Source organism: Nitrospirillum guaranorum (assembly GCF_034653275.1).
In the GTDB taxonomy this organism is placed as follows: domain Bacteria; phylum Pseudomonadota; class Alphaproteobacteria; order Azospirillales; family Azospirillaceae; genus Nitrospirillum.
In genome coordinates this window covers 2,763,599-2,782,203 of the sequence record NZ_JAYEES010000003.1, presented here as the reverse complement: position 1 = coordinate 2,782,203, position 18,605 = coordinate 2,763,599, and the positions used below count along the sequence as shown (strand labels likewise).

Annotated in this window: 15 protein-coding genes and 1 pseudogene; 3 read left to right on the top strand and 13 right to left on the bottom strand. The window is 68.6% G+C overall.

What is annotated here, in order from left to right:
* Nucleotides 1-232 precede the first annotated feature (232 nt).
* Together UAJ10_RS21765 and UAJ10_RS21760 are read left to right on the top strand one after the other, a co-directional pair.
* Nucleotides 233-670: a VOC family protein gene (locus UAJ10_RS21765; protein WP_322917296.1), complete on the top strand. Its 438-nt coding sequence runs from the start codon at nucleotides 233-235 to the stop codon at nucleotides 668-670.
* Between the two features lie 134 nt (nucleotides 671-804).
* Nucleotides 805-2,424, top strand: a complete 1,620-nt coding sequence (locus UAJ10_RS21760) for a tetratricopeptide repeat protein (protein ID WP_322917295.1) — start codon at nucleotides 805-807, stop codon at nucleotides 2,422-2,424.
* 58 nt (nucleotides 2,425-2,482) lie between these two features.
* On the opposite strand, the gene UAJ10_RS21755 is transcribed toward UAJ10_RS21760, so the two are convergent.
* Nucleotides 2,483-2,677, bottom strand: a complete 195-nt coding sequence (locus UAJ10_RS21755) for a hypothetical protein (RefSeq protein ID WP_040842430.1) — start codon at nucleotides 2,675-2,677, stop codon at nucleotides 2,483-2,485.
* A gap of 160 nt (nucleotides 2,678-2,837) precedes the next feature.
* On the opposite strand from UAJ10_RS21755, the gene UAJ10_RS21750 reads away from it, so the two are divergent.
* Nucleotides 2,838-3,353: a hypothetical protein gene (locus UAJ10_RS21750; RefSeq protein ID WP_322917294.1), complete on the top strand. Its 516-nt coding sequence runs from the start codon at nucleotides 2,838-2,840 to the stop codon at nucleotides 3,351-3,353.
* Nucleotides 3,354-3,395: 42 nt separating this feature from the next.
* Here UAJ10_RS21750 and UAJ10_RS21745 read toward each other — a convergent pair whose 3' ends face one another.
* The 12 genes and pseudogenes from UAJ10_RS21745 to UAJ10_RS21690 form a co-directional block, all read right to left on the bottom strand.
* Complete coding sequence (locus UAJ10_RS21745) at nucleotides 3,396-4,913, bottom strand: SpoVR family protein (protein ID WP_322917362.1); 1,518 nt, start codon at nucleotides 4,911-4,913, stop codon at nucleotides 3,396-3,398.
* Between the two features lie 80 nt (nucleotides 4,914-4,993).
* Nucleotides 4,994-5,884: a YeaH/YhbH family protein gene (locus UAJ10_RS21740; protein WP_322917293.1), complete on the bottom strand. Its 891-nt coding sequence runs from the start codon at nucleotides 5,882-5,884 to the stop codon at nucleotides 4,994-4,996.
* A 109-nt stretch (nucleotides 5,885-5,993) separates the two neighbouring features.
* Nucleotides 5,994-6,320 (bottom strand): annotated as a pseudogene (locus UAJ10_RS21735) (DUF444 family protein); the annotation flags it as partial.
* A gap of 197 nt (nucleotides 6,321-6,517) precedes the next feature.
* Entirely contained in the window at nucleotides 6,518-8,464 is a 1,947-nt protein-coding gene (locus UAJ10_RS21730) for a PrkA family serine protein kinase (RefSeq protein ID WP_322917292.1), read from the bottom strand.
* A gap of 794 nt (nucleotides 8,465-9,258) precedes the next feature.
* A complete protein-coding gene (locus UAJ10_RS21725) occupies nucleotides 9,259-9,801 on the bottom strand; it encodes a group I truncated hemoglobin (protein WP_322917291.1) in 543 nt (180 codons plus the stop codon).
* A 3-nt stretch (nucleotides 9,802-9,804) separates the two neighbouring features.
* Nucleotides 9,805-10,671: a DUF3034 family protein gene (locus UAJ10_RS21720; protein WP_322917290.1), complete on the bottom strand. Its 867-nt coding sequence runs from the start codon at nucleotides 10,669-10,671 to the stop codon at nucleotides 9,805-9,807.
* 233 nt (nucleotides 10,672-10,904) lie between these two features.
* Nucleotides 10,905-11,612 carry a glutathione S-transferase N-terminal domain-containing protein gene (locus UAJ10_RS21715; RefSeq protein ID WP_322917289.1) on the bottom strand — a complete coding sequence of 236 codons (708 nt, stop codon included), beginning with the start codon at nucleotides 11,610-11,612 and terminating at the stop codon, nucleotides 10,905-10,907.
* A 193-nt stretch (nucleotides 11,613-11,805) separates the two neighbouring features.
* On the bottom strand, nucleotides 11,806-12,243 hold the full coding sequence (locus UAJ10_RS21710) for a CBS domain-containing protein (protein WP_322917288.1): 438 nt from the start codon (nucleotides 12,241-12,243) through the stop codon (nucleotides 11,806-11,808).
* Nucleotides 12,244-12,603: 360 nt separating this feature from the next.
* The gene (locus UAJ10_RS21705) at nucleotides 12,604-13,104 is read right to left on the bottom strand and encodes a hypothetical protein (RefSeq protein WP_322917287.1); all 501 of its coding nucleotides are present in this window, start codon (nucleotides 13,102-13,104) and stop codon (nucleotides 12,604-12,606) included.
* 199 nt (nucleotides 13,105-13,303) lie between these two features.
* Nucleotides 13,304-16,843 (bottom strand): chromosome segregation protein SMC, encoded by a 3,540-nt coding sequence (gene smc, locus UAJ10_RS21700; protein WP_322917286.1) that lies wholly within the window; start codon nucleotides 16,841-16,843, stop codon nucleotides 13,304-13,306.
* A 6-nt stretch (nucleotides 16,844-16,849) separates the two neighbouring features.
* The gene (locus UAJ10_RS21695; RefSeq protein WP_322917285.1) at nucleotides 16,850-17,575 is read right to left on the bottom strand and encodes a thioredoxin domain-containing protein; all 726 of its coding nucleotides are present in this window, start codon (nucleotides 17,573-17,575) and stop codon (nucleotides 16,850-16,852) included.
* A gap of 126 nt (nucleotides 17,576-17,701) precedes the next feature.
* A complete protein-coding gene (locus UAJ10_RS21690) occupies nucleotides 17,702-18,571 on the bottom strand; it encodes a thioredoxin domain-containing protein (protein WP_322917284.1) in 870 nt (289 codons plus the stop codon).
* Nucleotides 18,572-18,605 lie beyond the last annotated feature (34 nt).

Here is an 18,605-nt window from a genome sequence, read left to right as displayed (position 1 = left end):
TCACTCCTTAACGGCGCCGCGCGCAACGGTAATCCCGTGCGCTGACGCCCGGTGCGATACACGGGTTTATTCAAGACCTCATCACAAATGCAAATAAGGCCGTTCCCGTTCGGGGGCGGCCTTATTGCTATGGTATGATGAACCTTGGTCCCGTTCCGGCGGCTTGGCGGCCGGGCTACCATGGTCCTTGTCGCGGGACCGGCATCCGTCCTGCCGCTGCAAGGACGGTTACATGACCCTGGCGCCTGATGGCGGGCCTGGTACTGGCCCGCGGAGCCCGAAATTCTTTCCCCTGCTGCGTTATGAAGACCCCGCCGCCGCCGTTGATTGGCTGTGTGCCGCCTTCGGCCTGATCCGTCACCATGTGATCACGGACGAGCGGGGACGCGTGGTCCATGCCCAGCTGAAGCTGGGGGACGCCCTGCTGATGCTGGGGCCGGACAACCCGGTCGACCGCTACGGCATGCATAGCCCCCGGGTGTTGAACGGTCTGAACCAGGGGGTGTGGGTGGCGCTGGACGACGTCGACGCCCACCACGCCCGGGCGCGCGCCGCCGGCGCCGACATCCTGACCGACCCGCACGACACCGGTCATGGCACCCGCGAGTACGTGGCCCGCGACCCGGAGGGCCATGTCTGGATCTTCGGCGATTATTGGGGTGAGCCTTGAAGGCCCCGCCCTTTTTGCCGCCCGTTTTCCCTCGCGCGCCCGTGTAAAGCGGAGGGACACCGGGACAGAGGGCTTTCAAAATCAGCGCGACCGCTCACGCTCCGGCCAGCCCCAACCAGGCCGATTTCAACCAGGTGGTCGCCCGCTTCCATGCCGGCGACCTGGCCGGGGTGGAGAGCGCCTGCCGGCGCGTCCTGGCCCAGAACCCGCGCCAGCCGGCCTTCCTGCACGTGCTGGGCCTTGTGGCGCAGGCGCGCGGCCAGTCCGCCATCGCCGCCGAGCTGATCGGCGAGGCCGTGGCGTTGAAACCGGACGACAGCGCCATGCAGGGCAACCTGGGTATCGCCCTTGCCAAGCTGGGCCGGCTGGACGCCGCCGAGGGCGCCTACCGGCGGGCCATCGCCCTGCGGCCCGACAATGCCGACGCCCACAGCAACCTGGGCAACGTCCTGCGCCATCACGGCCGCTGGGACGAGGCGGAGGCCGAGTACCGGCAGGCGCTGTCCTTGCGACCGACCTTCGCCGAGGCGCACAGCAACCTGGGCAACGCCTTGCGCCAGCGCCAGGATCTGGATGGGGCGGAGGCGGCCTACCGCCAGGCCCTGGTCCTGCGCCCCGCCTATCCCGAGGGTCACTACAACCTCGGCAACGTGCTGCTGGACCGGGGCCGGACCGCGGAAGCCATCGAGTGCTACCGCGCCGCCCTGGCCTTCAACCCCCGCTTGGTGGAGGCGCACAACAACCTGGGCAGCGCGTTGAAGGCGCTGGGCGATATGGACGGCGCGATCGCCTGCTACCAGGCGGCCTTGGCGATCGACCCCCGCTATGCCGAGGCCCGCTACAACCTGGGTCTCGCCTGGCTGGGCCTGGGCGATTATCCCCGGGGCTGGGCGGCGTATGAATGGCGCTGGGCCAGTCCCGATTTCCGTCCCCACCGCCGCCCCTTCGCCCAGAAGACCTGGCGGGGCGAGGACATGGCCGGGGGGACGCTGCTGCTGCATGCCGAGCAAGGCTATGGCGACACCCTGCAATTCTGCCGCTACATCCCCCTGGTGGCCGCCCGGTGCCGACGGGTGGTGGTGGAGGTGCCGCGGCCCCTGCTGCGCCTGCTGCGGGCCTCGCCGGCGCTGACGGCCGTGGGGGAGGTGCGGTTCATCGGCCGGGGCGGGCCCCTGCCGGATTTCGATCGGCATTGCCCGATGCTGAGCCTGCCGCTGGCGCTGGACACGCGGTTGGAGACGGTGCCGGCGGCGGTACCTTATTTAAGGGCGCCGGCGGCTCCCGTGGCCCCGGATGAGCGCCCGCGCGTCGGCCTGGTTTGGGCCGGCAACCCCACCTACAAGGTGGACTGCCGACGCTCCCTGACCCGGGCGCAGGTCGAGTCCCTAGTGGCCGCCTGCCCGGAGGTGGCGTTCCATAGTCTGCAGAAGGATCCGGAGGCGGCCGGTGGCCTGCCCGCCGGCGTCGTCGACCGCATGGGGGACGTTGCCGACTTCGCCGACACCGCCGCGCTGGTCCAGGCGATGGACCTGGTGATCAGCGTCGACACCGCCGTCGTCCATCTGGCGGGCGCCCTGGGCCGGCCGGTATGGCTGCTGAACCGCTTCGATTCCGATTGGCGCTGGTTGCGCGACCGTGATGACAGCCCCTGGTATCCCACCCTGCGCCAGTTCCGGCAGGAGGTGCCCGGCGACTGGTACGGCGTGCTGGCCCGCGTGGCGGCATCCCTCGACGGTTTCGCCGCGCGGACATGAAAAAAGCCGCCTGGGCCTCGCGGCCCGGCGGCTTCCTCCAACGTGATCGCGATAGGAATCAGGCGGCGCGGTTCAGCTTGCGCACCTTGGCCCACAGGTCGGACGGCTGGCGGTCCAGCTCGAACATGGAGACCTTGGACGGTTCGCGGCCCTGAACGGCGCATTCCAGCAGGAACATGTTGGTCTTCTGCGGGTCCAGCCCGTGCGCTTCGCAAGCGGCGACGAAGGCGGGATCCAGTTCCAGGGTGGACATCGGAGTTGCTCTCTAGGACGTTGGCGGTTTGCTACCCGCTTGGGGTACGCTCATAATATCGCGATGCAACATGGCTTAACTAGGGCGATTTCGCATCTGCGGCATGACAAATCGGTGGCCGGCCGCGCGGGAACAAGCGGCCGCGCGGGAGAAGGTTCCGATGCGGGCTTGGCTCTACCCCTTCCTGGCCGTGATGGCCGTCCTTCCGGCCGCTTGCCGGCAGTCGCCGGCGCCCTTGACCTTCGATGGCCTGGAGCCCGTGCGCCTGGGCATGACGTTGGCCCAGGCGGAATCGGCGCTGGGCGTTTCCTTTCGTCCCATGGACCGGACCCAGTCGGCGGACTGCTGGCTGACCGGCCGGAGCGACGGCAAGGACGGGCAGGTCAGCTACATGGTGCAAAAGGACCGCATCACCCGCATCGACGTCTTCGCGCCGCCGGGCGGGGCGGCGACCATCCAAACGGCCCAGGGGATCGGCGTGGGCGCGACGGAGGCGGCGGTGCTGAAGGCCTATGGCCCCGCGGTGGTGGTGCAGCCCCATGCCTATGAGGAGGGACACTACCTCCGGATCGAGGAACGGGGGCGGGTGCTGCTGTTCGAAACAGCCGACGGCCGGGTCACCCGCTTCCGCGCGGGCCTGCCCCCGGCCGTGGACTATATCGAAGGCTGCCTCTGACGCCGGGCCTCCTCCTCGGGAGCCTCATTCCGCCAGCAGGCCTCATTCTGCCAATAAAATGGTGCGGGCCGGCACGGTCAGCTTGCGCAGGGTGTTGCCGGCGTCGTCGTTCTCGAACAGCAGCACGTCATAGCCCCAGAGGTTGGCCACGTGCTGCAGCACGGACTTGGCGTCCTCCTCCGCCAGCAGCACCCCATTCTGCACCTTGTGCTCCAGGATCAGGCGCCGGTCGCCCGCCAGGTCCACGTCGCTGATCTGGATGTCCGGGTCCAGGGAGGAGAAGTCGTACTGGGCGGCCAACTGCTGGCGCACCCGGCGATAGCCGCGTTCGTCATGGATGGCGGCGACGCGATAGACGTTCTCATCACTGTCGTCGTGCAGGTGGAACATCCGCATCTTGCGCATCAGGTGCGGGCTCAGATACTGCAGGATGAAGCTCTCGTCGCGGTAGTTGGCCCACGCGTCGCGGAGCGCCGCCATGGCGTCGCCGCTGCCGGCATAGCCGGGGAACCAGGCGCGATCCTCCTCCGTGGGGTTGGTGGCGATGCGCTCGATGTCCTGCATCATGGCGAACCCCAGGGCATAGGGGTTGATGCCGGAATAGCGCGGATCGTCGAAGGCCGGCTGGAACACGACGCTGGTGTGGGAGTGCAGGAACTCCATATAGGCGCCGTCGCTGATGCGGCCGGTTTCATGCAGCCGGGTCATGATGCGGTAGTGCACGTAGGTGGCGCACCCCTCGTTCATCACCTTGGTCTGCCGCTGGGGGGAGAAGTACTGCGCCACGTGGCGGACGATGCGCAGCACCTCGCGCTGCCAATTGGCCAGGCGCGGGGCCTTCTTCTCCAGGAAATAGAGGATGTTTTCTTCCGGCAGGTCCAGCAGGGCCCGGCGCCGTTCCTCATCCGAGGGCGCCTTCTGCCCTTTCTTGGCGGGCACCGTGCGCCACAGGTCGTTGTACAGCTGGCGCTGCATCTCCTGCCGCTCCTGCTCCCGCCGGGCTTCGGACTGCAGGTCCAGGCGGCGGCGGGGGTAGCGGTGGATGCCCTGGTTCATCAGGGCGTGGGCGGCGTCCAGGGTGCGTTCCACCAGCTGCTGGCCATAGCGCTCCTCGCAGCGGGCGATGTAGGACTTGGCGAAGTCCAGATAGCCCAGGATGCCCTCGGCATCCGTCCACTGTTGGAACAGGTAGTTGTTCTTGAAGAAGTGGTTGTGGCCGAACGCCGCGTGGGCGATGACCAGCGCCTGCATGGTGATGGAGTTCTCCTCCATGATGTAGCTGATGCAGGGGCTGGAGTTGATGACGATCTCATAGGCCAGGCCGCGCATGCCGCGGCGGTACATGGCCTCGTCCCGGGCGAAATGCTTGCCGAAGGACCAGTGGCGGTACAGCAGGGGCATGCCGATGGAGGCATAGGCGTCGAGCATCTGCTCGGACGTGATGACCTCGATCTGGTTGGGGTAGACGTCCAGCCCCAGCTCGCCCAGCGCGATCTCCTGGATGGCGTCGTGGCAGCGCTTGATGGTGTCGTAGTCCCAATCGGCCCCGGTGTAGAGCAGGTTGGCATCATCCGGCGGCGGCGCCTTCTCCCCAGGTTCCGATCGTTTGGCAGGCTTCAGGCGTTCAACGGGGGCTAAGGTCAAGGTGTCGCCTCCTCCGACTGTTTCGCGCCGTCGCGGGCGAACAGTTCACGGAATACCGGGTAGATCTCCCGCCGATGGCGGACCTTCTTCATGACGAAGGGCGTTTCGGTGCCGGTGACCTGCTTGTAGGTGCGCCACAGGTCGGTTTCGCGGGCGTGGGTGGCGAAGCCCGCCGGCATGGCGTCGGGGTCGGACCCGACCTCGACATAGGCGTAATATTGGCAGGCCGGCAGCAGGTCATGCTGCAGCAGGGCCGCCGTGCGGCCGCCGTCGCTGGTGGTGTTGTCACCGTCCGAGGCCTGGGCGCCGTAGATGTTCCAGTCGGCGACGGGATAACGCTCCTTGATGATGCGCTTCATCTCCTCCAGCGCCGTCGACACCATGGTGCCGCCGGTCTCGGTGGAGTGGAAGAAGGTGTCCTCGTCCACCTCCTCCGCCTCATGGGTATGGCGGATGAACACCACCTCCACCTGCTTGTAGCGGCGGGTGAGGAACAGGTAGAGCAGCATGAAGAAGCGCTTGGCCAGATCCTTCATATGCTCGGTCATCGATCCCGACACGTCCATCAGGCAGAACATCACCGCCTGGGCCGCAGGCTTGGGAATGGGCGTGAAGCGGTTGTAGCGGACGTCGATGGGGTCGATGTAGGGGATGCGCTTGGCCCGCATCACCTGGCGTTCCAGCAGGCCCCGCAGTTCCATCAGCCGGTCCGGGTCCTTGCCCGGCTGGGCCTCCAGTTCCGCGATCTCCGCCTCCAGCGCCAGCATCTCGTCCGACTTGGGGCGCTTCAGGGCGATGCGGCGCGACAGGCTGTTGCGCATGGTGCGCACCAGGTTGAGGTTGGTGGGCGAGCCGGACGAGGAATAACCCGCGCGCTGCCACAGCACGGCGTCGGCCGCCTTCAGCTTGCGCTTGGCGAGGTCGGGCAGCTCCAGAATCCTCCATGAAGAGGTCCATGAACTCCTCCCGCGTCAGGACGAAGCGGAACTCGTCCTCGCCGCCGCCGTCGGGGCTGCCATCCGTGCCACGCCCGCCGCTCTGGCCGCTGGGCGGCTTGGCGATGGTGTCACCCTCCATGAACTCCTTGTTGCCGGGCACCACATGGTCGCGGATGCCGCCTTGGCCGGAGCGGTGGAAGGTGGGTTCGGAAATGCCGCCGGTGGGGATGGAGATATCGGCGCCGCTTTCCACGTCCTTGATGCGGCGGTTGCTGGAGGCGCCGTTCACGGCGCGCAGGATCTGTTCCTTGGCACGCCGGATGAAGCGCTGGCGGTTGGCCAGGCTCTTGCCCTTGGGATTGCTGCGGCGATCGACAATGATCATCGACGACAAGGCATTACTCCCCGGTACCCCGGTCCCGGGAACCGTACCGGCGGCGCCGACACCCCGGCACCCTTGAAGGGGCCGGGCGGGAGAGCGCCACCGGGGGTCAGCCGGGCGGGGGTGGTGTCCGTTTCGCGTGTGAGCGCAGGGGATCGCGGGATGGGGCCCGGCCGGTGAAGCCGGGCCCGGATCATCCGTCAGCCCGCCTGCTTCACCCGCATGTACCACTCGACCAGCCGGCGCACCTGACGCTCGGTATAGCCGCGATCCACCATGCGCTCGACGAACTCGTGGTGCTTCTTCTCCGTCTCGCCATCCTTCTTGCTGCCGAAGCTGATGACCGGCAGCAGCTCTTCCACCTGGCTGAACATACGCCGTTCGATGACCAGCCGCAGCTTCTCATAAGAGGTCCAGCTGGGGTTGCGGCCGGCGTTGGCCGCCCGCGTCCGCAGCACGAACTTCACCACCTCGTTGCGGAAGTCCTTCGGGTTGGCGATGCCCGCGGGCTTCTCGATCTTGGTCAGCTCCTGGTTCAGCAGGTCCCGGTTCATCAACTGGCCGGTGTCGGGATCCTTGAAGTCCTGATCCTCGATCCAGGCGTCGGCGTAGTCGACATACCGGTCGAACAGGTTCTGACCGTAATCGTGGTAGGACTCGAGGTAGGCCTTTTGGATTTCATAGCCGATGAACTCCGCATAGCGCGGGCCCAGTTCGGCCTTGATGAATTCCAGGTAGCGCTTCTCCGTCTCATCCGGGAACTGCTCGCGGCGGATGGCTTGCTCCAGCACGTACATCAGGTGCACCGGGTCGGCCGCCACCTCCACCGTGTCGTAGTTGAAGGTGCTGGCCAGCACCTTGAAGGCGAAACGGGTGGAGATGCCGTTCATGCCCTCGTCCATGCCGGCGGCGTCCTTGTATTCCTGCAAGGTACGGGCCTTGGGGTCCGTTTCCTTCAGGCTTTCGCCGTCATAGACGCGCATCTTGGAGAAGAGGTTGGAGTTCTCATGCTCCCGCAGGCGGGACAGCACGGTGAACCGGGCCAGCATCTCCATGGTGCCGGGCGCGCAGGGGGACTTGGCCAGCTCCGACCCGCCGATCAGCTTCTCATAGATGCGCTGCTCTTCGGTGACGCGTAGGCTGTACGGGACCTTGACCACGCAGATGCGGTCGATGAAGGCCTCGTTGTTCTTGTTGTTCTTGAAGCTCTGCCACTCCGCCTCGTTGGAGTGGGCCATGATGACGCCGGTGAAGGGCAGGGCGCCGATGTTCTCCGTGCCGATGTAGTTGCCCTCCTGCGTCGCGGTCAGCAGGGGGTGCAGCATCTTGATGGGCGCCTTGAACATCTCGACGAATTCCAGCAGACCCTGGTTCGCCCGGTTCAGGCCGCCGGAATAGCTGTAGGCGTCGGGGTCGTTCTGCTGGAACATCTCCAGTTTGCGGATGTCGACCTTGCCCACCAGGGATGAGATGTCCTGGTTGTTCTCGTCGCCCGGCTCGGTCTTCGACACGGCGATCTGGCGCAGGCGCGAGGGGCGCAGCTTCACCACCTTGAACCGGGTGATGTCGCCGCCGAACTCATCCAGGCGCTTGATGGCCCAGGGGCTGACCAGGCCGGTCAGGCGGCGGCGGGGAATGCCGTAGCGTTCCTCCAGCGCCTCGCCCATGGTGCCGGGATCGAACAGGCCAAGGGGGCTTTCGAACACCGGGCTCAGCTGATCGCCGGCCTTCAGCACATAGATGGGCTGTTCCTCCATCAGCGCCTTCAGGCGTTCGGCCAGTGAGGACTTGCCGCCGCCCACGGGACCCAGCAGATAGAGGATCTGCTTGCGCTCCTCCAGGCCCTGGGCGGCGTGGCGGAAGAAGCCCACGATGCGCTCTATCGTCTCCTCCATGCCGTAGAACTCGGCGAAGGCGGGATAGATCTTGATGGTGCGGTTCATGAAAACGCGGGACAGGCGGCTGTCCTTGGCGGTGTCCACCACCTCCGGCTCGCCGATGGCGGCCAGCAGACGCTCCGGCGCGCTGGCGTACATCATCGGGTCGTCGCGGCACCCTTCCAGGTACTCCTGCAACGACATCGCCACCTCGCGGCGCGCCTCGTAGCTCTGGGCGAAGGTTGTGAACAAATCGGTCGACTTCGGCATGGGTTCACCCTTTCAGAAGGATCACGCCTATCAGGCAACTCGACGGGCGGTCCCAACACGCGGGACCGCGACGGCTCCACTCTCCCCCGTTCCAACGGGGTACCAACCTCGTGACTGACGTTTCAGAAGAGGCAAGTTCCGTACCAGATGGTCCATCGCCCTGGATCGACCCTCCGGACTCCACTTGAACACTCAGCTGCCGTCCTTCGTTCTCCCTGTACCCGGATGCCTTGGGTCTTAATTTAGATATTGGTGGATGATTGCGACGGAGTAGAGGCAGATCGGGAAATTTTCAGCGAAAACCAAACGTTGTGCCCCCACCTGGCGGCGGCCTCGTCCATTCCACCTATCCCCCAGGCACCGGTCAGCCATCCGGGCAACCTTGTCCGTTTATAATCGGGCCCATGCAGCGGCGCCCGGTGCCACGCGTCCTTCCGCCAAATGGCCTAGGCCCGGGCTGCTCCCGCGACCACCGCGCCGGCGGTATTTCATGCGTATTCCCTATGGGCAGGGTGAGCGCCAAGGCCTCACCAAAGTGTTAACGATGAGCCCGGGGATACATGTTTTTGGCCGCTGCGGCCCATTTGCGCCGGACCGCTCGGCAGGTCCCGGCCGGCCCTGGAAAACCCTTCAAACCCCACGATGGGGTGGGTGGCCGGCTATAGGTAGATGCTAAACCACGATCCAGGGCTAGCGCTAGTCCCACTATTCTTTAGGCGGAGGATTTCGGGGCCATGCTGTCCAAAGGACGGCGGCTGCCCGCCGCTTGGGCATCTGCCCCAAAAAGGGCAGCGTCAGCGTGCCGGCGGCCCGCCCGTCGGCACCGCCTCCGGCACCACCACGGCGTCGGGCGCGATGGTCAGGGGCGGACGGGCGCGGGGCGGCGGGGCCGGGTGGACCACGTCATCGCGGTAGGGCGCCAGCATGGCCAGGAAGCGGTTTTGCGCGCGGTAGGGGATGTGATGCCGGTCCATGGCGTCCTGCAGATCCCGGACCAGGGCGTTGAACTCATGATCGCCAATGCCATAACGGGCGTGGGCCATCCTCATGTCCATGCCCTTGTATTCGCACGGGCCGCCCAGGGTGGCGCAGAACTGCGCCACCAGCTCCGCCTTGATGTGGGGGCGGTTGGCGTTGACGAAGTAAGGGCGCAGGTCGGGGTCGCGCAACATGCCGTCCATGAAGTCGTCCACCAGGGCCACCAGGCCAGGCTGGCCGCCGAAGGTCTGGTAAAGATCGGGCGAGGGACCGGTGGCGCAACCCGTCAGGAGACAGGCCAAGGGGCCCGCGAGGGCGATCGCCAGCGACAGCACGGCGCGGCGGGGAAGGGCGGGCATGGCTTAGAACCCCGCTTGCAGGGACAGGTAGACGGCGTTCTGCCGCGTGGGCGTCACCACCCGGCCCAGATTCACATAGGCGAGGGTGACGGCCAGGTTCCTGGTGGGCAGCCACGCGACGAAGGCGTCGTACCAGTCATCCTCCGGCGCCAGCGCGGGATTGGCGCGGGCCAGGGTATTGGGCTTCATGCGGTATTCGACGCCCGCCACCAAGGTGCGGTCCAGCAGCAGGGCGGCGCTGCCCTCCAGTTCCGCGTGGTAGTCGTCGTCGGCGCCGCCGAAGCCCAGCAGGCCGGCCTGGTTGGCCTTGGTCAGGCGCATCGTGCCGCTCAGCAGCAGGCTTTGCGCCAGCAGCACCTTGGTGGCGCTGGCGTAGAGGTCGACGCCATCGCCGCTGCGCGCACCCAGCGCCTTCACCAGGCCGCCGCGGTTGTTGGACTTGTACTGCGCGCCCAACGCCAACTGGGGCATCCAGCTGTCCTGGTCATAAACGGCGTCGCCGGCCACCCGGACCTTGATGCCGGCGATGGTGTTGGTGAAGGCGTAGCCGTCGCCCAGCCCCAGGGCGCCGCCGATGGCCTGGGTGTCGAACCTGTCCTGGGCCACCGACAGTTCCACCCGGTCCCACAGGCCGATCAGGGCGCCATAGGCGTTCATGCCATAATCATGGGTGCGCACGGCGGTGAAGAAGGCGGTGGCGCCAACCTCCTCCCGCGTTTCGCCGCCGCCGATGACGGCCCAGGGCGTCAGGCCGCCGCCGGCCGCCCCCTCGACCTGGGTGACGCCGCCGGTGGCGATCAGTTTGCCGCTGAAGGTCATGTCCTCCGGCCGACTGACGGTGGCGCCGACGGCCGGCGGGGCGGCAGCCATCCCCGCAGCCAGCAAGATCGCGCGAGCCCACGCCGCGACTCGGCGTCGACGCCGCACACCCGAGAACCACCCCACCATGCCCATCCCTTGACCATACCCACGCGGCGCCCCCGCCGCAGGGACGGGAGCGCGAAGGGTAGATGGCAGCGCCGCCGGCATGGTCAAGGCGCCACTATCCGGAAGAAGAGGCCGGAAGAAGAGGCCCGACGGCGGTGATCGCCGGGGATGGGATTTCAGCGCTGCCGGGCGCCGAACAGAATCTCCCGCGTCTTCTCATCCAGGGCTTGGCCGGCGGGGCGGCTCTTGTCCTTCAACAGTTCCAGCCCGCGCTGCACGGCGGGGCGGGCGGCCACGGTGTCGATCCAGCGCTTCACGTGCGGGAAGTCGGCCAGGTCGATCTCGTAGCGTTCATGCAGGCGCAGCCAGGGGAAGGTCGCCATGTCGGCGATGCCGTAGTCGCCGGCCAGGAATTCCGTCTTGGCCAACTGGGTGTTGGCGACACGGATCAGGCGGCGCGCTTCATTGGTGTAGCGATCGATGCCGTACTGGATACGCTCGGGCGCGTAATTACGGAAATGGCCGGCCTGGCCGAACATGGGGCCGACGCCGCCCATCTGCCACATCAGCCATTGCACATGGCCATACCACACCGCGGCGTCGGCCGGGCGGAACCGGCCCGTCTTCTCCGCCAGGTAGATCAGGATGGCGCCGGACTCGAACAGCGACAGCGGTTGGCCGTTGGGGCCGTCGGGATCGACGATGGCCGGCATGCGGTTGTTCGGCGAGATCGCCAGGAAGTCCGGCTTGAATTGGTCGCCGGCACCGATGTCCACCGGGTGGACGACATAGGGCAGGCCCATTTCCTCAAGGGCGATGGAGATCTTGTGGCCGTTGGGCGTGGGCCAGGCGTACAGCGCGATGGCTTTGGGATCGGTCACCATGGGATGGCGGCTTTCGCTGAGAGGGGGCGGGGCCGGCAGCCTCCCCAAACGGGCGGCGGGCCGCTGCGATGGTCGTCACAGCGACCCGCCCATCCCTCGCGAGGGCAGTCGCAAACCGTCCTGTAAGCGGGCGCAACAGGCCCCGTTCCCCGGTGCGGGACACCGGGGCGGCGCGAGGCGCGGGACGTGCCGCTCAGAAACCGCCGGCCACGTAGACGCGCATGCTCTCCACCTCGCTGGTGGCTTCCGCCAGGCGATGCTTCACCACGTCGCCGATGCTGATGAAGCCCACCAGCCGGCCGCCATCCATCACCGGCATGTGGCGGAAGCGTCCTTCCGTCATGCGGGTCATGATGGAGGAGACGCTGTCACCCGGCGCGCAAGCCACGACCTTGCGGGTCATCAGTTCCGACACGCTCTGGTTCAGCACAGCGGGCCCGTGGGTCGCCAGGCCGCGCACGATGTCCCGCTCCGAGATGATGCCGGCCACGCCGCCGCCGGGGTCCAGCACCAGCAGGGCGCCGATGCGATGGGCCGCCAGCAGGGCGGCCACCGTTTCTATGGTGTCGCCCGGCTTGGCGCTGATGATGCTGCTGCTGTCCTTATGCTTCAGGATACCGGAAACATGCATAGGCGCTTCTCCCGTTCATCACGGGGAACGCGGGCGGGGGCGATCTCGCGCCCGGTGGTCCGGCTTCCCAAGGGCCGGTCTTCCGCGTGCCCAGTGGATTCATACCAAGGAAACCAGCGCCGGTTTCTGTCGACCGGTAACGGCCCCCTCCGGAAGCGGGCCGCAACCGGCGGCCCCTCCTTCCAGGGGACTATGAAACGTCATGTTGCGCCGCGTCCGCAATGGGCCAAACGGCGACAGGCCCGGCGGAGGGCCGGGCCTTAAGCATAGGTCGAGGGATATGGGTACCGAACGCGGCCCGCCGTACCCAACAACCCCCGGCGACCCGGGGGTTGTTGCGGCGGCGCAATGTTTGGTCCCTTAACGGGCGTGGCTGCCCACGCCGGTGGCGGCGGAGGCCGCCGGGCCCGGCTGCTGCGGCACCAGCGGCAGACAGTTCTGCACGATGGCGTAGCATTGCGACAGGCGGCCGGCCGGGCTGTCGGTGGAGCTGCCGTAGACCAGCTGCTGCACGGCGCCGTTCTTCAGGGTGAAGGTGGCGTTGCAGTTGCGGGCCGACACCTCGGTGGGGCCGAAATCGGCGCCACCCCAGTACCCGCGGTGCCACGGACCACCGCCGAAACCACCCCAGTAGGACGGGCCCACGCGGGTCTGCAGGCTGTCGCTGGAGTAGGTGTAGTATTCCACGTTGTCGACCGCCGTCTGGCGGGTGGGCACGCCGGCGCAGGACAACAGGGTCTGCTTCGGCATGCCGATCAGCGCGCGCTGGGCGTACGCCGCCTGGTCGGCGTCGGGGTTGGTGGCGCAACCGGCAACGGCCAACAGGCCCACCGCCGCGAGTGCCAAGGAACGGTACCGCATTTCAGTCTCCCTCACGCTTCCGGTTCGGCCGCTGCCGCCGGATGAACAAGCCCCAACCGCCAGGGCCCCGCCCCTAGGGCCCACCTTCTTTAAGATAGTGCAGCGCGCGCCTTCCCGCCAGGGCCCGACTGTTGCGGGCCGGCGCGCCAGTTGTCGCGGGTAACGGGGTTAACTCCCAGCCACAGCTACATTTTTGCGCCTATTCGGCGGCTTGGAGTTCCTCGGCGGTCGCCAGGTCGACGGACACCAGCTGCGACACCCCCCGCTCCGCCATGGTGACGCCGAACAGGCGGTCCATGCGCGACATGGTCAGGCGGTGGTGGCTGATGATGAGGAAGCGGGTATGGCCCGCCCGCGCCATCTCCTCCACCAGGTCGCAGAAGCGGCCCACGTTGGCCTCGTCCAGCGGCGCGTCCACCTCGTCCAGCACACAGATGGGCGCCGGGTTGCACAGGAAGACGGCGAACAGCAGGGCGATGGCGGTCAAGGCCTGCTCGCCGCCCGACAGCAGCGACAGGATCTGCAGCTTCTTGCCCGGCGGGCTGGCGTAAATCTCCAGGCCGGCGTCCAGCGGGTCCTCGGTATCGGTCAGCTTCAGCTGGGCGCGGCCGCCACCGAACAGCTGGGTGAACATCTCCTGGAAATGGGCGTCCACCTTGTGGAAGGCGGCCAGCAGCCGCTCGCGCGCCTCCTTGTTCAGGCCGGAAATGCCCTGGCGCAGTCGGGCGATGGCGGACACCAGGTCCTCCCGCTCCGTCTTCATGACGCCGATCTGCTCGTCCAGCTCCTGCACCTCCTGCTCGGCGCGCAGGTTGACGGGCCCCATGTTGTCGCGCTCGGCCTCCAGCCGGCCCAGGCGCTGCTCCACGGCATGGGCCTCCGGCAGGGGCTCGCCCTCGTCCAGGCCGGCCAGGGCGAGCACCTGCTCGGGCGGGCAGTCCAGCCGTTCGGCGATGCGCTCCTTTACCGTGTCCAGGTGCTGGTGGGCGGAGCCCACGGCGGCTTCGGCGTGGGCGCGGGCCTCGCGCGCGTCGGCCAGGCCGTTTTCCGCCTCCTTCAAGGTGCGCTCGGCCGTGGTCAGCGCGCCCTCGGCCTCCGCCAGGTCGTCGCCCGCGCGTTTGCGCACCCGCTCCGCCTCATGGATCAGGTCGGCCAGGGTCAGGCGCTCTTCCTCGATCTCTGCCGGGCGTTCGGCCAGGCGCTCCTGCTCCTCCCGCGTCTCCTCGGCGCGCTCGGTCAGTTCGGCCAGGCGGCCGCCGGTGCCGTCGCGGCGCTGGCGCCATGAGGTTTCCCCGGCGGCTATGGCGTCCAGCCGGCGGTGGCGATCCTCCGCCTCGCGCAGCAGCCGGTCCAGGGCGTTCTGCGCCTCCGCCTGGGTGCCGCGCGCCTCGGTCAGGCGCAGGCGGGCCTCCGCGATCTGCTCGCGGCCCTCGCCCGGGGGCGGCAGCTCCTCCAGCGTGGCGCGGGCCTCGGCCCAGCGCTCCTGCAAATCCTCCTGGTCCGCCGCCATCTGGCCCAGGGTTTCGGACAGGGCGGCCAGGCGGCTGGCCAGGGCGGCGGCGGCCTGGGCCACGCGGGCGTGGGTGGCGCGCGCGTCGGCCACGGCGCGGAAGGCGGCGCTGACGGCGTCGCGGGCCGCGCGGTCCTTGGCCGAGGCCTGGTCCACGGCGCGCAACGCCAGGGTCACGCGCTCCTCCGCCGCGTCCTTCACCGCCTCATGCGCGGCGCGGGCCTCGGCCACCACGGCGTCGGCCTCGGCGATCTCCTGCGTCAGTTCGGTCAGGCGGTTGCGCTGGCGCAGGCGCTCGGCGGCGGCGGTGGGCGCGCCGGCGGCGATGCAGTGCCCGTCCCAGCGCCAGGCGGCGCCATCGCGGGTCACCAGGATTTGGCCTGGCGCCAGGCCGGGCGCCAGGCGGGTGCCGGTCGCGGTGTCGGCGACGATGCCGATATGGGTCAGGCAGCGGTCCAGCGCGGCCGGGGCCTTCACCCTGGCCGCCAGCGGCTCCGCCCCTGCGGGCAGGGGGATCACGGCGCCCAGGGCGGGCAGGGCGCGCCAGTGCACCGGCGCCGCCTCATCCAAGGGCGCGGTCAGGGCATCGCCCAGGGCGGCGGCCAGGGCGTGCTCATAGCCCTTGGCCACGCTCAGCGCGTCCACCAGGGGCGGGAACAGGTCGCCGGCCCCGGCTTTCAGCAGGCGGGTGATGGCGTCGGCCTCCGCCGTCAGGCGGGCGCGGTCGCCCTCGGCCCGCTGCAGGGCGTCGCGGGCGGCGGCCTGTTCCTGGGTGCCCAGGGCGCGGGCGGCGTTGGCGGCCTGCTCGGCCGCCGCCTTCGCGGTCTCCGCCTCCTCCGCCGTGCCCTTGGCCAGTTCCAGCCGTTCCTCGGCCAAGTGGATGGCCTCTTCCGCCTCGGCCACGTCGTCGCGGGCGGCCTGCTGGCGCTCCAGCTCCGCCTTCTGCGCCTGGTGTTCCTCGACGCGGCGGCGCAGGGTGGCGACGCGCTGCTCCAGGTCCTGGGCCTGGCGCTGGATCTGGGCGCGCTTGGCCTCATCGGCGGCCAGGCGCTCGGTGGCGGCCGCCAGTTCGGCGTCCAGGCTGGCCACGGTGTCGCGGATTTCCTCCAGGCGGGCCTTGGCCAGCTCCTGGTTTTCCGCCTCGTCCCCTTGCGCGTCGGTGATGGCCTGGCGTTCCTCCGCCAGGCGGGACAGGGCGCGATCGGCGTCGGCGGCCAGGTCCTTTTCGCGCGCCAGGTCGCCCTCGATCTGGGCCAGGCGGCGCTGCAGCGTGGCCAAGGCCTCGGTGGCGCGCCGCTCCTCCGCGTCCAGCTGCTCCCGCGCCACCAGCAGGCGCTGCAGGGCGGCGGCGGCCTCTGCCTCCGCATGGCGCTTGGGCGGCAGGCTGGCGGCGAGATCCGTGCGCTTGGTGGTGGCTTGCGTCACGGCCAGCATCAGGCCGCGCACCGCCTCCTCCGCCTTGTCGAAGCCGGCGCGGGCCTGCATGACCTGGGCGGTGGCGGTGGTCCACCGCAGATGCAGCAGCAGCGCCTCTGCCCGGCGGATGTGGTCGGAGATGTTGCGGTAGCGGGCGGCCTGCCGGGCCTGCTTGCGCAGGTTCTGCAACTGCGCGTCCATGGTGACGACCACGTCGTCCAGGCGCGTCAGGTTGGTTTCCGCCGCCTTCAGCTTCAATTCCGCCTCATGCCGGCGGGAATGCAGGCCGGTGATGCCGGCGGCCTCCTCCAGCAGCTGGCGGCGGTCGCCTGGCTTGGCGTTGATCAGGGCGCCGACGCGCCCTTGGCTGACCAGCGCCGGGGAGTGGGCGCCCGAGGCGTTGTCGGCCAGCAGCAGCTGCACGTCGCGGGCGCGCGCCGGCCGGCCGTTGATGCGGTAGTCGGAGCCCGCGCCGCGTTCCAGCTTGCGGCTGATCTCCATTTCCGTTTGGACCGCGTCCGCTTTGACGCCCGGCGTGCCGGCGGTCAGGTTGGGGCTGTCCAGGTGCAGGACGACTTCGCACAGGTTACGCGCGGGGCGCGTGGCCGTGCCGCCGAAAATGACGTCGTCCATGTCCTCGCCGCGCATCTTCTTGGCCGAGGTCTCACCCATGGCCCAGCGCAACGCCTCCACCAGGTTGGACTTGCCGCAACCGTTGGGGCCGACGATGCCGGTCATCCCGGGCTCGATCAGGAGCTCGGTATGGTCCACGAAGGACTTGAAGCCGGAGATGCGAAGCTTGGTGAATTGCACGGGGACTTACTTCTTCGGTGCCTTGGCGCCGGCCTTGACCAGGGCGGCGGCCAGCTTGTCATAGTCGTTGGGACCGGCGATGCGGTCCACTTCCTTGCCGCCCTTGCGGATGATGACCGTGGGCGTGACCTCGATCTTCGCCTGGTTGGCCTCCTGGCTGCTGGCGGCGATATAGTCCTGAAGGGGCTTGTTGGCGACGCAGGCGTCATAGGCCAGGCCCGGCAGGCCGGCCATGCCCATCATCTCCTTCAAGCCCGCCTCGGGGTCCTTGGCGCCCAGCCATTGGCCCTGGGTGCTGAACAACAGGCTGCGGGCGTCATTATAGCCGCCGACGGGCAGGCAGCGCGTGGCCATGTGGGCCAGATAACCCACACGGTTGGTGGGCGTGTCGTGGAAGACGAAGCGCACCTGGCCGGGATCGATGAAGTCCGCCTTCAGGCGGGGCAGCATCGTCTCCTCGAAATGGGCGCAGTGCGGGCAGGACAGCGAAGCGTATTCCTCGATCACCACCGGGGCGTTGCCGCTGCCCAGGGCGCGGGTGCTGGTGGCGGCGGCGATGTCGATGCCACCCGCTGCGCCGCCCCCTGCGCCGCCCCCTGCGGACGGGGCGGGGGCGGTCCCTGTCTGGGCCGCGGCTGTCTGGGCCATGGCGGGCGCGGCCAGGACCAGCGGGGCGGCCAGCGCCACCATCGCCATGACCAGGCCCTGGGCCATGCCGGCCCGATCGCGCATCCAACGCCCTGCCATATCCCCCTCCATCCCACTTTCAAAACGCGGCCGCTTTAAACGAAACCAGGCCAAACCAGACCGGCACAAGGAGGCGCCCCGGGGATCCCCGTCCCCAGGGCGCCGCCGATCTCACTTCTTGCGGCGGGTCAGCATGAAGATGCCGCCCAGCACGACCAGGGCGGCGACGATACCGCCCACGATCAGGCCCGTGCTGGGGCCGGCGGCCGCGGCCGGCGCTGGGGCCGCCGGGGTGCTGGCGGCGGGGGTGCTGGCCGGGGTCGCCGCCTGGTCGGCGGGCGCGCCGACGGTGGCCGGCGCCGGGGCCGGGTTGGCCGGGGCCTTGGCGCCCGCCTTCACCAGCGCTTCCGACAGCTGGCTGTATTCACGCAGGTTGTCGATCTTCTCCACCACGGCGTCGCCCTTCTTGATGAAGAAGGTCGGGGTGCCGTCGACGCCCAGCTTTTCCGACGCGTCCAGCCGGCTCTGGGTGATGAAGTCCTGCAGCGGCTTGTTGCTCAGGCAGGCGGTGAAGGTGGCGTCGGACATGCCGCCCAGGCGCAGGGTCTGCTGCAGGGCCTTCAGCGGATCGTCCGCGTGTTCCCACTGCGCCTGCGTCTTGAAGATCAGGCCCTTGGCTGCGGTGTAGCGGTCGGGCGGCAGGCAGCGGGCGGCCATTTCGGCGGCGAAGGCCAACTGGTCCAGCGGGAAGTCGTGGAACACCAGCTGCACCTGGCCGGTGTCGATGAAGTCGGCCTTCAGTCGGGGCAGGAACGCTTCCTCGAAATGGGCGCAGTGCGGGCAGGTGAACGAGGCGTATTCATCCACCACGATGGGCGCCTTGGTGTCGCCCAGCACGCGCGGGCTGGTCGCGGCCGCCACGTCGATGGTGACGGGGGCGTCCGCCGTCTGGGCGCTGGCGGCGCCGGCCACCAGGGCACCGGTCATGGTGCCGGCGGCCACCACGGCGGCGGCCAACGAATTACGCAGATGTAGGTTCACCTTAGTTCCTCCGATACCAACTGTAGTGACTATA